Genomic DNA, 14,491 nt, shown 5'->3' on the forward strand with positions numbered 1-14,491 from the left:
TGACTAAAGATCTCCTGCCATGATTAAAGACCCGTTTGCCCGCCTGGGCCTGGACCGCGAAGTCCTGACTGTCAGCCAGCTCAACGGCCGTGCGCGGGTGTTGCTGGAAGACGTGTTCACCAATATCTGGGTCGAAGGCGAGATCTCCAACCTCGCCCGCCCGGCCTCCGGCCATGTGTACTTCACCCTCAAGGACAGCGGTGCGCAGGTGCGTTGTGCGCTGTTTCGCAATAACGCGGCGCGAGTGCGCCAGGCGCTAAAGGATGGCCTGGCGGTCAAGGTGCGCGGCAAGGTCTCGCTGTTCGAGGGCCGTGGTGACTACCAGTTGATTCTCGACACGGTGGAGCCGGCCGGCGATGGCGCGCTACGCCTGGCCTTCGATGCGTTGAAGGAAAAGCTCAGCGATGAAGGGCTGTTCAGTGCCGAGCGCAAGGTGCCGTTGCCGGCCCATCCACGCCGCATCGGCATTATCAGTTCGCCCACGGGTGCGGTGATTCGCGACATCATCAGCGTGTTCGGCCGCCGTGCGCCGAATGTGCAACTGACCCTGATCCCCACCGCCGTGCAGGGCCGTGAAGCCGTGGCGCAGATTGTCCGTGCCCTCAAGCTGGCGGATGCCCGTGGCTTCGACGCACTGATCCTGGCCCGTGGCGGCGGCTCCCTGGAAGACCTCTGGTGCTTCAACGAAGAAGCCGTGGCCCGTGCCATCGATGCCTGCGTGACGCCCATCGTCAGTGCGGTCGGCCATGAAACCGATGTATCCATCAGTGACTTCGTGGCCGACGTACGTGCCCCCACGCCCTCGGCTGCCGCTGAGTTGTTGGCGCCGGACGCCAGCCATCTGGTCCGCCAGGTCGAAAACCTGCACCGGCGCCTGGTGATGCTGATGCGCAATCGCCTGAGCCATGATCGCCTGCGCCTGGAAGGCATGGCCCGGCGCCTGCGGCACCCCGGCGAGCGTCTGCGCCAGCAGGCCCAGCGCCTGGACGATCTGGACATGCGCCTGCGTCGTGCCTTCGAGCGCAGCCTCAATACCCGCCGCGAACGCCTGATCCGCCTGGAAACCCGTCTGGCCGGCCAGCACCCGGGGCGCCAACTGGCCCTGCTGCGCCAGCGCCTGGACAGCCTAGCCGAGCGCCTGCCCCGGGCCATGCGCGAAGGTCTCAAGGCACGGCGCCTGCAACTGCAAAGCCAGGTGCAAACGTTGCAGGTAGTCAGCCCGCTGGCGACCTTGGGCCGTGGCTACAGCATCCTGCTGGACGAGCGCGGCCAGGCCATTCGCAATGCCGCGCAAACCCACACCGGCCAGCGCCTGACTGCGCGCCTCGGTGAAGGCCAACTGCAAGTGCGGGTGGAAGACAACCACCTGACACCCGTCACCCTTTCATTACTGGATTGATTGATGCCACGTCTATTTAGCCTGCTGATGCTGCTGTGCCTCGCCTTCAACGCCCACGCCGACAGCTACATCACCCGCACCTTGAACAAGCCGGTGCCCGGTGGTGTGGCCGTGGTCGACCTGGGCCCTGGGGCCACCGCGCCAAAAGCCACGTATCAGGGCAAGCCGGTGCTGGTGGTCAAGGAGCAGGACAACTGGCTGGCGATTGTCGGCATTCCGCTGACGGTAAAGCCCGGTAACGAGCGCATCAGCAGCGGTGGGCGCAACCTGCCGTTTATCGTCGGTTTCAAGAAGTATCCAGAGCAGCGCATCACCCTGAAGAACAAAAGCCAGGTCAACCCCGAGCCTGCGCAACTCAAGCGCATCGAGGGCGAGTTGGCCGTGCAGCTCAAGGCTTACCGCAGCTTCAGCCCGAACCTGCCAAGCAACCTGGTGCTGGACAAGCCAGTGAACGGCCCGTTGTCCAGCAAGTTCGGCGTGCGCCGCTTCTTCAACGGTGAAGAACGCAACCCGCACTCGGGCCTGGACTTCGCGGTGCCCGCTGGCACGCCGATCAAGACCCCGGCCAATGGCAAGGTGATTCTGGTGGGGAACTACTTCTTTAACGGCAACACGGTGTTCGTCGACCATGGCCAGGGCTTTATCAGCATGTTCTGCCATATGTCGAAGATTGATGTGAAGGTGGGCCAGCAACTGGTGCGCGGGGCGGTGGTTGGCAAGGTCGGTTCGACGGGCCGAGCGACCGGGCCGCATATGCATTGGAATATCAGCTTGAATGATGCGCGAGTGGACCCGGCGATCTTTATAGGGGCGTTCCAGCCTTGATCTGATCGCGGGGCAGACTGGCGTCATCGCAGGCTTGCATGCGATGGCGCCAAATCAGTCTGCACTGATTGCGCATCTGCAAACCCTCACGCAAATAAAACAAAGTATCCTGACTTTACTCACCATAAAATCTCGTTTACCAGAGCAATAGCAGAAGTTCTCTCAATTTTTTCCGACTGCTTGCCATCTTTCACCTCGCCGGTTAGGGTTGAGCTTATGAAAACCTCTCACACCCTCATTCAGCTTCGCCAGCACCGCAGCCTGTGCCTCGTCAGCGCACGACTGCCAGGCTGAATCGAACGGCCTCATCCCCGGTTTTATCTCTAATAAACGCTTTATGGCAGGCCGCCTTCTCTCGGCCCTACAACAAGGATTCTCCTGATGAGCATGCTCAAAGACCCGTCTTCGAAATACCGCGCATTCCCGACCATTGATATCCCGGATCGCACCTGGCCATCGAAGACCATCACCACCGCGCCGATCTGGTGCAGCTCCGACTTGCGCGACGGCAACCAGTCGTTGATCGAACCGATGGACGCCGTGAAGAAACTGCGTTTCTGGAAGACCCTGGTCTCGGTGGGCGTGAAAGAGATCGAAGCTTCGTTCCCGGCCGCTTCGCAGACCGACTTCGACTTCGTACGCACCCTGATCGAAGACAATCACATCCCCGAGGACACCACCATCCAGGTGCTGACCCAGGGCCGTGAAGACTTAATCGCGCGCACCTTCGAATCCCTGCGCGGCGCCAAGAAAGCCATCGTGCACTTGTACAACGCCACCTCGCCGTCCTTCCGCCGCATTGTGTTCAATCAGGACAAGGACGGGATCAAGGCCATTGCGGTCGACGCCGCCAAGCTGTTCGTCAAGTACGCCGCCCAGCAGCCGGAAACCCAATGGACCTTCGAATACTCGCCTGAGACCTTCAGCGCCACCGAGCTGGAGTTCGCCAAGGAAGTGTGTGATGCGGTGATCGAGGTGTGGAACCCGACGCCTGAGCACAAGATGATCCTCAACCTGCCAGCCACGGTTGAATGCGCGACGCCTAATATCTATGCCGACCAGATCGAGTGGTTCGGTCGCCATATCAACCGTCGTGACAGCGTGATCATCAGCCTGCACACCCACAACGACCGCGGCACCGGCGTCGCCGCTACCGAGCTGGGCCTGATGGCGGGTGCCGACCGTGTCGAAGGCTGCCTGTTTGGCAACGGCGAGCGTACTGGTAACGTCGACCTGGTCACTGTGGCACTGAACCTCTACACCCAGGGCGTGGACCCTGAGCTGGACTTCTCCGATATCGACGGCGTGCGCAAGGTGGTCGAGGAGTGCAACCAGATCCCGGTTCACCCGCGTCACCCGTATGTCGGCGACCTGGTCCACACCGCGTTCTCCGGCTCGCACCAGGATGCCATCCGCAAAGGCTTCGCCCAGCAGAAACCGGATGCCTTGTGGGAAGTGCCGTACTTGCCAATCGACCCAGCCGATATTGGCCGCAGCTACGAGGCGGTGATCCGCGTCAACAGCCAGTCGGGCAAGGGCGGTATCGCTTACCTGCTGGAACAGGAATACGGCATCAGCTTGCCACGCCGCATGCAAATCGAGTTCAGCCAAGTGGTACAGGCCGAAACCGACCGAGTGGGCCTGGAGATGACTGCTTCGCAGATCCATGCCCTGTTGCAGCGTGAATACCTGCAAGCCAACACCCCGTACGCGCTGGTCAGCCACCGCCTGCAGGAAGAGAACGGCAACAGCTCGGTAGAAGTTGAAGTCTCCGGCAAGGGCCAGGGCGAAACCAACCTGCGCTGGCACGGCAAGGGCAATGGCGCGCTGGAAGCACTGGTGGCCGGCCTGCCGATTGGTGTCGAGATCATGGACTACAACGAGCACGCGATCGGCGCAGGCACCAACGCCAAGGCCGCGGCTTACATCGAACTGCGGGTGAACGGCGAACGTCCGGTGCATGGCGTGGGTATTGATGAAAACATCACTACGGCCAGCTTCAAGGCCGTATTCAGCGCACTGAACCGCTCGTTGAGCCAGCAGGAAGCGAAAGCGGCGTAACTGACCGCTGAAAAGCCAAAGGCCGCTGGATGCGAATCCAGGGGCCTTTTTACTTTGGGGCTGGGGCGAGGCTGATGGGCCTATCGCGGCATAGGTATCTACACAACTTTCACAAACTAATGACCTCCCCCGCGCTGGGCTGCGAAGCAGCCCCAAAAAGCCCTCCACGTTTCTTCAGATAAACCGCGATGGCCGGGTTTAGGTCTGCTTCGCAGCCCAGCGCGGGGCAAGCCCGCTCGCCACAACTGCGCTATCTGCCTGGATCTAGGCGTTGCAGCAAAGTTGTGTAGATGCCCGCGATAGCTATCTCCCATACACCAAAGATTTATCAGACAAACTGAAAGCTATCGGCATCCAGGTTTGCCGGAAATTTTTGGCGATACTCCGCCAACTGCGCCGCCTCCAGGCACACCTTGAACACCCCGTCCGCCTCCCCTGCGCTCAACAGGCTTTCGCCCTGGAAGTCCAGGACCTGGCTGTCCCCCGTGTAAGCAAACCCCTTGCCGTCCGTCCCCACCCGGTTCACCGCCGCTACATAGCACAAGTTCTCGATAGCCCGGGCCGGCAAAAGGCGGTTCCAGTGTTGACGCCGCGCGCCCGGCCAGTTGGCGGTGTACAGCAGCAGATCAGTGTCCTGTGCATCACGACTCCACACCGGGAAGCGCAGGTCGTAGCAGATCAGCGGGCGAATCCGCCAGCCCTTGAGCTCGAACTGCACCTGGCGCTCGCCGGGGGTGTAGTGATTGTGCTCACCGGCCATGCGAAACAGGTGCCGCTTGTCGTAGTGCAACACCTCGCCATCGGGCCGTGCCCACAACAGGCGGTTGCGGTGACTGCCATCGGCGGCCTGGATAATCACGCTGCCGGTGATCACCGCGTTGTACTTGCGCGCCTGGACCTTGAGCCAATCATGGGTCGGGCCGTTTTCCGCTTCGGCCAGGGCTTCGGACGCCATGGAAAAACCGGTGGTGAACATCTCCGGCAGCACGATCAGATCGGCGCCCTTGGCTTGCTCCAGCAGCAGCTCGAAATGCTCCAGGTTGGCCTGGCGGTCATGCCAGGCCAGGGTGGTCTGGACCAGGGCGATGTTCAGGTCGGGTAACGCACTCAGATCACGCATAGTTTCTCGGCTGCTTGGCGCAGCGTCTCCTCGCGTTTGGCAAAGCACAGACGCACTAGCCGCTGGCCTTGGGGTGGGTTCTGGTAGAACACCGAGACCGGGATCGTCGCCACGCCATGTTCGCGGGTCATCCACAGCGACATGGCCACGTCATCCAGATCCGGGCGAATCTGTGAGTAATCCACCAGTTGAAAGTAAGTACCGGCCACCCGCGTGAAACTGAAACGTGAGGGGGCCAGTAGATCGCAGAACAAGTCGCGCTTGGCCTGGTAAAAAGCCGGCAACTCCTCAACGTGTTCAGGGTGCTCGGCCATGAAGTCGGCCAGGGCGAACTGCAACGGCGTCACGCCGCAGAAGCTGACGTATTGATGTACCTTGCGCAGCTCGGCGCTCAAGGCCGCCGGCGCAACCACGTAGCCGGTCTTCCAGCCGGTGACGTGGTAGGTCTTGCCAAAGGAGCTGACCACGAACGCGCGCTGATACAGCTCTTCGTGGGCCAGCACGCTGACATGGGGCACGCCATCGAATACCAGGTGTTCGTAGACCTCATCGCTGACCAAGTAGATATCGCGGTCACGGATCAGCTCGGCCAACTGGTCCAGCGCGGCGCGACTGATCAGGGCGCCGCTGGGGTTGTGCGGGGTGTTGAGGATGATCATGCGCGTACGCGGTGAGAGCGCGGCCTTGATCTGCTCGAAATCCAGGCTGAAATTCCCCTGTGCCAATGGCACATGCACGCAACGACCGCCGGCCAGTTCCACAGAAGGCTCGTAGCTGTCGTAGCACGGGTCGAAGACGATGACTTCATCACCGCTGCGGATCACCGCCTGGATCGCACAGAAGATCGCCTGGGTGGCACCGGGGGTGATGGTCACTTCGCTGTCGGGATCGACCTGCACGCCGTAGCTGCGGGCGACCTTGGCGGCCACTTGCTGGCGCAGGGCTGGTAGACCGGTCATCGGCGCGTATTGGTTATGGCCGCTGGCAACATGTTTGCCCACCGCGTCGAGCAAGGCCTGGGGGCCATTGAAATCGGGGAAGCCCTGGGACAGATTCAGCGCGCCGGTTTGCGCAGCGAGTTGCGACATGGTGGTGAAAATGGTGGTGCCGACATTCGGCAGCTTGCTGGTGATCATCGGAGGGCCCCTGACGGTGAGTTACAAGTTGTAAGCTGCAAGCGCAGAGGGGTCAATCGCGAGGCACAAAAAAGGGCTCATTCAGAGCCCTTTTTTGGGTAACGCCTAACTTGTATAGGAACTGGCTTGCCTGGGGTGGCGGCGGGTCAGTCAGCGAGTTGCTGTCTGATTTATCGCTATCGCGGGCAAGCCCGCTCCCACACAAGCCCGATCCACAGTTAGCGGCGGTCTTTACGCTTTTTGTCAGCCTTCTTGTTGTGGCTCATCAAGCGACGTTTCTTGTTCACTTGGCGGTCAGTCAGGCTGTTCTTGTTGCCTTCGTACGGGTTCTCGCCACCTTTGAACTCGATGCGGATCGGCGTACCGACCAGCTTCAAGACACGACGGTAGGTGTTTTCCAGGTAACGCACGTAGGACTTTGGCACCTTCTCGATCTGGTTACCGTGGATCACGATAATCGGCGGGTTGGCACCACCCAAGTGAGCGTAACGCAGCTTGATCCGGCGGTTGTTGACCATCGGCGGCGCGTGTTCGCCTACTGCGTCTTCAAGGATCTGGGTCAGGCGGTTGGTCGGCCAGCGGGTGACCGCAGACTTGAACGAGTTCTGAACCGACGCGTAGAGGTTGCCCACGCCAGTGCCGTGCAGCGCCGAGATAAAGTGGATATCGGCGAAGTCGACGAAGAACAACCGGCGTTGCAGCTCGACCTTGACGAAGTCTCGCTCGCTCGGGGTCATGCCGTCCCATTTGTTGATCGCGATCACCAGTGCCCGACCGGCCTCCAGGGCAAAGCCCAGCAGGTTGAGGTCGTGGTCGACCACGCCTTCGCGGGCGTCCATGACGAAAATCACCACGTTGGCGTCTTTGATCGCCTGCAGGGTCTTCACCACCGAGAACTTTTCAACTTCCTCGTGGATCTTGCCGCGCTTGCGCACACCGGCGGTGTCGATCAGCGTGTACTTCTCGTCGTTACGCTCGAACGGGATGTAGATGCTGTCGCGAGTGGTGCCGGGCTGGTCATAGACGATAACCCGGTCTTCACCAAGCATGCGGTTGACCAGGGTCGACTTGCCCACGTTCGGGCGGCCGATGATAGCGATCTTGATACCGTCTTTTTCGCTCGGGCCAGGAATGCGCTTGGCTTCCTCGCCTTCAGCAACGATTTCTTCTTCGCCGTCTTCTTCCTCGACGTCATCCTTCGGGAAATCGCGCAGAGCGATTTCCAGCATCTGGGTGATGCCGCGACCGTGGGCACCGGCGACCGGGATCGCGTCACCCAGGCCCATCGGGCTGAATTCGGCGCGGGCCGCCTCAGGATCGATGTTGTCGATCTTGTTGGCGATCAGATAGGAACGCTTGTTGCGCTTGCGCAGGTGCTCGCCGATCATCTGGTCGGCAGCGGTGTAGCCCGCGCGGGCGTCCACCAGGAACAACACGACATCGGCTTCTTCAATGGCCAGCAGCGACTGCTCGGCCATCTTTTCGTCCATGCCATGCTCGTCACCGGAGATACCACCGGTGTCGACAATAATGTAGGAGCGCCCTTGCCACTTTGCCTCACCGTATTGGCGATCACGGGTCAGACCGGACAAGTCGCCGACGATGGCGTCGCGAGTCCTGGTCAGGCGGTTGAACAAGGTGGACTTGCCGACGTTAGGTCGGCCCACCAGGGCGATTACGGGAACCATGCGGCTCTCCACTGCGTTATTTCAGAAAATACAAAAGCCGCTGCAAGGCAGCGGCTGGTGCTCGGGGCGGCATTTGAAATGCCACATGCCCTGCACAACACTGATCACTGTAGGAGCGAGCTTGCTCGCGAAGAACGTCAACGATAACGGGTTTAACCTGATTAAACGTGTGTTCCTCAGGTCCTTCGCGAGCAAGCTCGCTCCTACAAAAAGCAAAAAGCGTTGTATCAGGGCCGCCTGGGGGTTACCCCAAGCATAGTTCTTACTTGATGGTCAGGGCTTCCAGCTTGCCGCTGTTACCAAACACATAAAGCATGTTGCCTACCACCAGCGGACGCGCACGCAGGCCGTCGCTGTCGATACGTTCACGGCCGACAAAGCGCCCGTCCACCTGGCTCAGCAGATGCAGGTAACCTTCCAGGTCGCCTACCGCTACATAGCTGGAGAACACTTCCGGAGCCGACAGTTGACGGCGAGCCAGCGAATCGTTGCTCCACAGGGCTGTGGTGGAACGCTCGTCGACGCTTTCAACGGTACCGGATGCCAGGCTCACGTAGACGCTGCCAAACCCTTGGGCGACACCGGCGTAGCTGGAGGCATCACGCTGCCAGAGGACACGACCGCTTTGCAGATCCAGCGCCGCAACACGGCCCTGGTAAGTGGCGACGTACAGGGTTTCACCCGACAGCAGCAAGCCGCCGTCGATGTCCACGACACGGTCCAGCTCGGAACGACCTTGCGGAATGGCGACCCGCGATTCCCAGGCCGGCACACCGTTCTGGGTATCCAGGGCAACCACTTTACCGGTCGACAGACCTGCCAGCGCCAGGTTATTGGTCACAACCGGACCACTGGTACCGCGCAATGTCAGCACCGCAGGGGTGCTGTCGTACAGCCAACGCTGTTCACCGGTGTTGGCGTCGAGGCCAATGACACGGTCATCCTGGGTCTGCACCACGACGATATCGCCGTTGGTGGCAGGCGGTGCGAGGACTTCACTGGTCACGCGAGCGCGCCATTTCTCTTCACCATTGCTCGAATCCAGGGCCACGACTTCGCCTTTCAGCGTGCCGATCATCACCATGCCGTAACCCACGCCAACAGCGCCGGAAACCGGTAGTTCGAGATCTTTCTTCCACTTGACGTCGCCGTTCATGCGATCCATGGAGATCACGACGCCCGTCACGTCAGCGGCCACAATGTTGTCACCGTCGATTGCCGGTACCAACATGTTGTAGGTGTCACCCTGGCCGTCACCGATGGAGCGGCTCCACTGCTTTTGCAGGACCACTTCTTCCTTGAAGCTGGTCAGCTCGGCCGGAGGCAGTTCTTTTTTGCTGTTGCTGCTGCAACCCGCGGCCAAAACGGCCAGAGCCAGCAATGCTGCATGTTTCCAACGGATCACGTCACGCATCCCCTTTGGCCAAGTCGTCCAGCTTGATTTGTAAGCCACCGACCGCTGCTTCATCAGACAGCGCAGCCTTGGCTTTTTGGTACGCAGCATTGGCTTCGTCGGTACGACCCAATTGGACCAGCAGGTCGCCCTTGAGCTCTTCGCGAGTGGCTACAAATGCCTTGTCAGCATCGCCGTCGAGCAGTTTCAGTGCTTCGTCGGCCTTGTTCTGTGCAGCCAGGACCTGGGCCAGGCGCTGACGTGCGATTTCACCCAGGGTCGGGTTGCTCGGCTTGTCGGCGATGGCTTTGAGCTCGGAGGCTGCGTCATCCAGCTTGCCGGTATCGACCGCGACTTTCGCGACGAACAGGCTGCCGTATTGGGCGTAGGTGCTACCGCCAAATTCGTTTTTCAGCTTGCCGGCCAGGTCCGCCACTTGGGCCGGATCAGGCTTGCCAGTAGGGGTCAGCGTGGTTTCCAGCAGTTGCTGATAGAGCATCGAGGCGCCTTGCGACTGATTGCTCTGATACTTCTGGAACGCCTGCCAACCGAACACCACCACCAGCGCCAGCAGGCCGCCAGTTACCAGGGGTTTGCCGTTACGCTGCCACCAGTCTTTGAACTCGGCCAGCTGATCATCTTCAGTACTCGACACCCCAATACTCCTTAATCGCTAAATTCGGCTGTTTGACAGCTTCAACCCTGCACGATGCAGGTGGCCAAGTGCGCGGCAAGCGCATCAAAGGCAATGCTTTGTTGTTCGCCCTGGCCACGCAGGGGTTTGACACTTACCACTTGCTGGGCCAGTTCATCGTCGCCCAGGATCAGCGCGTACAGCGCGCCGCTCTTGTCGGCTTTCTTGAATTGGCTCTTGAAGCTGCCAGCGCCGGCATTGACCTGCAGGCGCAGGCTCGGCAGTTGGTCGCGCAACTGTTCGCTCAAGGCCAGGCCAGCCAGTTCGGCCGCCTCGCCAAAGGCGCACAGGTACACGTCCACCTGACGGGAAATTTCTTCAGGGATCTGCTCCAGGGTTTCCAGCAGCAGGATCAGCCGCTCGATGCCCATGGCAAAACCCACGCCCGTGGTCGGCTTGCCGCCCATCTGCTCGACCAGGCCGTCGTAGCGACCACCGGCACACACGGTGCCCTGGGCGCCGAGCTTGTCGGTAACCCACTCGAACACGGTCTTGCTGTAGTAATCGAGGCCGCGCACCAACTTGGGGTTGATCACGTAGGGAATGCCGGCCGCATCCAGGCGAGCCTTGAGGCCCTCGAAGTGGGTACGGGATTCGTCGTCCAGGTAGTCGGCCATTTTCGGCGCGTCGACCAGCACGGCCTGGGTGTCGGCGTTCTTGGTATCGAGGACGCGCAACGGATTGGTCTTCAGACGGCGTTGACTGTCTTCATCGAGCTTGTCCAGATGGGACGACAGGTACTCGACCAGCGCCTCACGGTAACGGCCACGGGACTCACTGGTGCCCAGACTGTTGAGTTCGAGCTTGACCGCGTCGCGAATGCCCAGCTGGCCCCACAGGCGCCAGGTCAGCACGATCAGCTCGGCATCGATATCCGGGCCGTCGAGGTTGAAGACTTCGCAACCGATCTGGTGAAACTGGCGATAACGGCCTTTTTGCGGGCGTTCGTGACGGAACATCGGGCCGATGTACCACAGCTTCTGGGTCTGGCCACCACCGGTGATGCCATGTTCAAGCACGGCGCGCACGCACGCAGCGGTACCTTCCGGACGCAGGGTCAGGGAGTCGCCGTTGCGGTCTTCGAAGGTGTACATCTCTTTTTCGACGATGTCGGTCACTTCACCGATGGAGCGCTTGAACAGCTCGGTGAACTCGACGATTGGCATGCGGATCTGCTTGTAACCGTAGTTATCCAGCAGGCGCGCGACCGTGCTCTCGAAATAGCGCCACAGGGGCGTCTGTTCGGGCAGGATGTCGTTCATGCCACGAATGGCTTGCAGAGACTTGCTCACATCAAATCCTTAAATTCGTTCAATCAGCCGCGAGCGATCAGCGCTGCATCAGCGGCGACCTTTTCGGCCGCTTTGTCGCGGATCAGCTTTTCCAGATGATCCACCAGATTGTCATTTGTCAGCTTCTGCGACGGCTTGCCGTCGATGTAAATCAGGTTCGGGGTACCACCGGTCAGGCCCACATGCGCTTCTTTGGCCTCACCTGGCCCGTTGACCACACAACCGATGACCGCGACATCCAGCGGCACCAGCAGGTCTTCCAGGCGTACTTCCAACTCGTTCATGGTTTTCACCACGTCGAAGTTCTGCCGCGAGCAACTCGGGCAGGCAATAAAATTGATGCCACGGGAGCGTAGATGCAGGGATTTGAGAATGTCGTAACCGACTTTCACTTCCTCTACCGGGTCCGCCGCCAGGGAGATGCGAATGGTATCGCCAATCCCGTCGGCCAGCAGCATACCGAGACCCACCGCAGATTTCACTGTGCCTGAACGCAAACCGCCAGCTTCGGTGATGCCCAAGTGCAACGGCTGCACGATTTCCTTGGCCAACAGGCGGTAGGCTTCTACGGCCATAAACACGTCGGAAGCCTTTACGCTGACCTTGAAGTCCTGGAAATTCAGGCGTTCAAGGTGCTCGACGTGGCGCAGTGCGGATTCGACCAGGGCTGCCGGAGTAGGCTCGCCATATTTCTTTTGCAGGTCTTTTTCCAGGGAACCGGCGTTGACGCCGATACGGATCGGGATCCCGCGATCACGGGCAGCGTCGACCACGGCACGCACCCGGTCTTCGCGGCCGATGTTACCCGGGTTGATGCGCAGGCAGTCGACGCCCAGTTCGGCTACGCGCAACGCGATCTTGTAGTCAAAATGGATATCGGCGACCAGCGGCACCTTGACCAATTGCTTGATGCGGCCGAAGGCCTCGGCAGCGTCCATATCCGGCACGGAAACCCGCACGATATCGACACCTGCGGCTTCCAGGCGGTTGATCTGGGCCACAGTGGCCGCTACATCATTGGTGTCGCTGTTGGTCATGCTCTGTACGGCGATGGGGGCATCGCCACCCACCGGCACGGAGCCAACCCAGATCTTGCGCGATACGCGACGTTTGATTGGAGATTCGCCGTGCATGACTATTGTCCCAACTTCAGGCGAGCGGTCTCGCCACTGGTGAACGGCGCCACGTCTACAGGCTGGCCGTTGTAGGCCACTTGCGCACCACGGGCAAAGCCCAGACGCAGCGTCAAAGGAGGCTTGCCGACCTGATCAAGCGTATCTCCCTTACGCTTCAAAGCACTGAACAGGACCTTGCCATTGCCATCGGTGACTTGTGTCCAGCAGTCAGCGACGTAGGTAATCTGGAGACGGCCATCGCCGGCCACGCTGGCAGGTGCCTGGGCGGCAGGAGCGGCGACCGTTGGCGCGACCGGTGCTGGTGCTGGTGCGGCGGGGACCTGGGCCGCAGTAACCGGAGCCGGGGTTGCGGACGCGGCTGGAGCCGGTGCGACAACGGCCGGAGCCGACTCAGTGCCGGCCTCGACGGGCGCTTGACCCGCTTGCAGGTCAAGGTTGGTTCCAGCAGCGGCTTCGCCCTGGGCAACAGCCTGATCTTCCGGTTCGTCCAGGGGGTGGATCTGGGTGGTGCCGTCGGCGCTTTCGACTTCGACGTGCTCCAGGGCATTGCTGATCAGGTCTTTGCTGCGCAGCGAGGTCTGATCCTGCCACCAGATAAAGCCGCCACCGATCACGGCAATCAGCAGCAACAGGCTGACAATTCGCAAAATAGTGTGGGAAACACGCACCGGCTCTTCAATACGACCGAGACCGTGTACGTTGCTACCCTGGGAATCGGTACCGGTGAACTGGTCGAATTGCTGGACCAGGATGGCCTGGTCGGTGCCCAGCAGCTTGGCGTAGGCACGGATATAACCGCGGGCGAAAGTATGCCCGGGCAGTTTGTCGAACGCGCCGTTTTCCAGGTTGCCCAGGGAAGTGGTGGTCAAATTGAGCTTGAGGGCCACTTCTTCCAGCGACCAACCATTGCTTTCGCGGGCCTGACGCAAGGTCTCGCCTGGGTTTACGCGATTAGCGGCTACAACTTCCGGGTGCGCGGCTTTCATCATTGCTCCGACAGGTATTGCTGATATTCCGGCGTACCGGGATAGAGTCGTTCTAATTGCTGGCCAAAACGTGCGGCCTTGTCGCGTTCTTCATGAACCGTGGCCAGGCGCACACCAAGCAATAGACTACGTGCATTTTGCCCACTGAGCAGGCTAAAACGCTCGTAATAGTCACGTGCCGGCACATAATGCCTGTCTTCAAACGACAACTGGGCCATTTCAAGCAAGGCCCGTGGCTGGCGCTGGTTCAGGTGCAGGGCTTTTTCCAGTTGCTGGCGGGCGTTTTCCCGCTGGCCAAGGCGCACAGACGTCACCCCAAGGTTCTCGAAAACCCGCGAACGTTCAGGATATAGGGTATCAGTGGCTGCCTGCTGGAAATAACCGGATGCTTGTTCATAACGTTCCTGCTGGAACAGGAAGCTGCCGTAGTTGTTGAGCAGGCGCGGATCATGGGGGCGAACTGCCAGGGCTTTCTGGTAATACTGGTCCGCCAGCTCGGGCTCGGCCTGGGCCTGGAGTACCAGGGCCAGCGCCGCATTGGCGTCGGCATCCTGGTTGTCGAGGGCCAGGGCCTTTTGCAGCGGCACCTTGGCCTGCTCGCTCAACCCCTGGCGCAGGTAGCCTAGCCCCAACTGCACATAGGCAGCACGCGCTTCATCACGGCCCTTGCCGGTTTGCAACGGGCTGTCAGAGCCCGATGAAACACAGCCAACCGAGAGGCTGGCAACAAGCAGAAGCAGCGCAAGGCGCAAGGGCATAGA

At 60.5% G+C, this 14,491-nt stretch carries 12 protein-coding genes; 3 read left to right on the plus strand and 9 right to left on the minus strand.

What is annotated here, in order from left to right; translation table 11 throughout:
• Window positions 1-19: 19 nt before the first annotated feature.
• From xseA to leuA, 3 genes are all read left to right on the plus strand, one after another.
• Window positions 20-1,399 carry an exodeoxyribonuclease VII large subunit gene (xseA, locus tag HBO09_RS11580; protein WP_169997252.1) on the plus strand — a complete coding sequence of 460 codons (1,380 nt, stop codon included), beginning with the start codon at window positions 20-22 and terminating at the stop codon, window positions 1,397-1,399.
• Window positions 1,400-1,402: 3 nt separating this feature from the next.
• The gene (locus HBO09_RS11585; protein WP_169997250.1) at window positions 1,403-2,224 is read left to right on the plus strand and encodes a M23 family metallopeptidase; all 822 of its coding nucleotides are present in this window, start codon (window positions 1,403-1,405) and stop codon (window positions 2,222-2,224) included.
• 381 nt (window positions 2,225-2,605) lie between these two features.
• Complete coding sequence (gene leuA, locus HBO09_RS11590) at window positions 2,606-4,285, plus strand: 2-isopropylmalate synthase (protein ID WP_169997248.1); 1,680 nt, start codon at window positions 2,606-2,608, stop codon at window positions 4,283-4,285.
• 328 nt (window positions 4,286-4,613) lie between these two features.
• On the opposite strand, the gene HBO09_RS11595 is transcribed toward leuA, so the two are convergent.
• The 9 genes from HBO09_RS11595 to pilW all read right to left on the minus strand — a co-directional run bounded on the left by HBO09_RS11595 (window position 4,614) and on the right by pilW (window position 14,488).
• Window positions 4,614-5,405 (minus strand): amidohydrolase, encoded by a 792-nt coding sequence (locus HBO09_RS11595; protein ID WP_169997246.1) that lies wholly within the window; start codon window positions 5,403-5,405, stop codon window positions 4,614-4,616.
• Window positions 5,393-6,541 carry a pyridoxal phosphate-dependent aminotransferase gene (locus HBO09_RS11600; RefSeq protein WP_169997244.1) on the minus strand — a complete coding sequence of 383 codons (1,149 nt, stop codon included), beginning with the start codon at window positions 6,539-6,541 and terminating at the stop codon, window positions 5,393-5,395. The genes HBO09_RS11595 and HBO09_RS11600 overlap by 13 nt, the downstream gene beginning before the upstream one ends.
• A gap of 218 nt (window positions 6,542-6,759) precedes the next feature.
• Window positions 6,760-8,229 (minus strand): ribosome biogenesis GTPase Der, encoded by a 1,470-nt coding sequence (gene der / locus HBO09_RS11605; protein ID WP_169997242.1) that lies wholly within the window; start codon window positions 8,227-8,229, stop codon window positions 6,760-6,762.
• A 262-nt stretch (window positions 8,230-8,491) separates the two neighbouring features.
• Window positions 8,492-9,643, minus strand: coding sequence for an outer membrane protein assembly factor BamB (gene bamB / locus HBO09_RS11610; RefSeq protein ID WP_032858293.1), 1,152 nt, complete (start codon window positions 9,641-9,643; stop codon window positions 8,492-8,494).
• Window positions 9,636-10,277 (minus strand): tetratricopeptide repeat protein, encoded by a 642-nt coding sequence (locus tag HBO09_RS11615; RefSeq protein ID WP_029298536.1) that lies wholly within the window; start codon window positions 10,275-10,277, stop codon window positions 9,636-9,638. Before HBO09_RS11615 ends, bamB begins: the two co-directional genes overlap by 8 nt.
• Window positions 10,278-10,318: 41 nt before the next feature.
• Window positions 10,319-11,608 (minus strand): histidine--tRNA ligase, encoded by a 1,290-nt coding sequence (gene hisS / locus HBO09_RS11620; RefSeq protein ID WP_169997240.1) that lies wholly within the window; start codon window positions 11,606-11,608, stop codon window positions 10,319-10,321.
• Window positions 11,609-11,631: 23 nt separating this feature from the next.
• Complete coding sequence (gene ispG, locus HBO09_RS11625; protein ID WP_169997238.1) at window positions 11,632-12,741, minus strand: flavodoxin-dependent (E)-4-hydroxy-3-methylbut-2-enyl-diphosphate synthase; 1,110 nt, start codon at window positions 12,739-12,741, stop codon at window positions 11,632-11,634.
• A 2-nt stretch (window positions 12,742-12,743) separates the two neighbouring features.
• Window positions 12,744-13,730, minus strand: coding sequence for a RodZ family helix-turn-helix domain-containing protein (locus HBO09_RS11630; protein WP_169997236.1), 987 nt, complete (start codon window positions 13,728-13,730; stop codon window positions 12,744-12,746).
• On the minus strand, window positions 13,730-14,488 hold the full coding sequence (gene pilW / locus HBO09_RS11635) for a type IV pilus biogenesis/stability protein PilW (protein WP_169997234.1): 759 nt from the start codon (window positions 14,486-14,488) through the stop codon (window positions 13,730-13,732). Before pilW ends, HBO09_RS11630 begins: the two co-directional genes overlap by 1 nt.
• Window positions 14,489-14,491 lie beyond the last annotated feature (3 nt).

Origin of the sequence: Pseudomonas sp. WS 5027 (genome assembly GCF_012985695.1) — a bacterium.
In the GTDB taxonomy this organism is placed as follows: domain Bacteria; phylum Pseudomonadota; class Gammaproteobacteria; order Pseudomonadales; family Pseudomonadaceae; genus Aquipseudomonas; species Aquipseudomonas hygromyciniae.

What these genes read in the sequence shown, in the direction of transcription:
- xseA (WP_169997252.1), top strand. Translation starts at nt 20, where the DNA reads ATGATTAAAGACCCGTTTGCCCGCCTGGGCCTGGACCGCGAAGTCCTG.
- HBO09_RS11585 (WP_169997250.1), top strand. Translation starts at nt 1,403, where the DNA reads ATGCCACGTCTATTTAGCCTGCTGATGCTGCTGTGCCTCGCCTTCAAC.
- leuA (WP_169997248.1), top strand. Translation starts at nt 2,606, where the DNA reads ATGAGCATGCTCAAAGACCCGTCTTCGAAATACCGCGCATTCCCGACC.
- HBO09_RS11595 (WP_169997246.1), bottom strand. Translation starts at nt 5,405, where the DNA reads ATGCGTGATCTGAGTGCGTTACCCGACCTGAACATCGCCCTGGTCCAG.
- HBO09_RS11600 (WP_169997244.1), bottom strand. Translation starts at nt 6,541, where the DNA reads ATGATCACCAGCAAGCTGCCGAATGTCGGCACCACCATTTTCACCACC.
- der (WP_169997242.1), bottom strand. Translation starts at nt 8,229, where the DNA reads ATGGTTCCCGTAATCGCCCTGGTGGGCCGACCTAACGTCGGCAAGTCC.
- bamB (WP_032858293.1), bottom strand. Translation starts at nt 9,643, where the DNA reads ATGCGTGACGTGATCCGTTGGAAACATGCAGCATTGCTGGCTCTGGCC.
- ispG (WP_169997238.1), bottom strand. Translation starts at nt 12,741, where the DNA reads ATGCACGGCGAATCTCCAATCAAACGTCGCGTATCGCGCAAGATCTGG.
- HBO09_RS11630 (WP_169997236.1), bottom strand. Translation starts at nt 13,730, where the DNA reads ATGAAAGCCGCGCACCCGGAAGTTGTAGCCGCTAATCGCGTAAACCCA.
- pilW (WP_169997234.1), bottom strand. Translation starts at nt 14,488, where the DNA reads ATGCCCTTGCGCCTTGCGCTGCTTCTGCTTGTTGCCAGCCTCTCGGTT.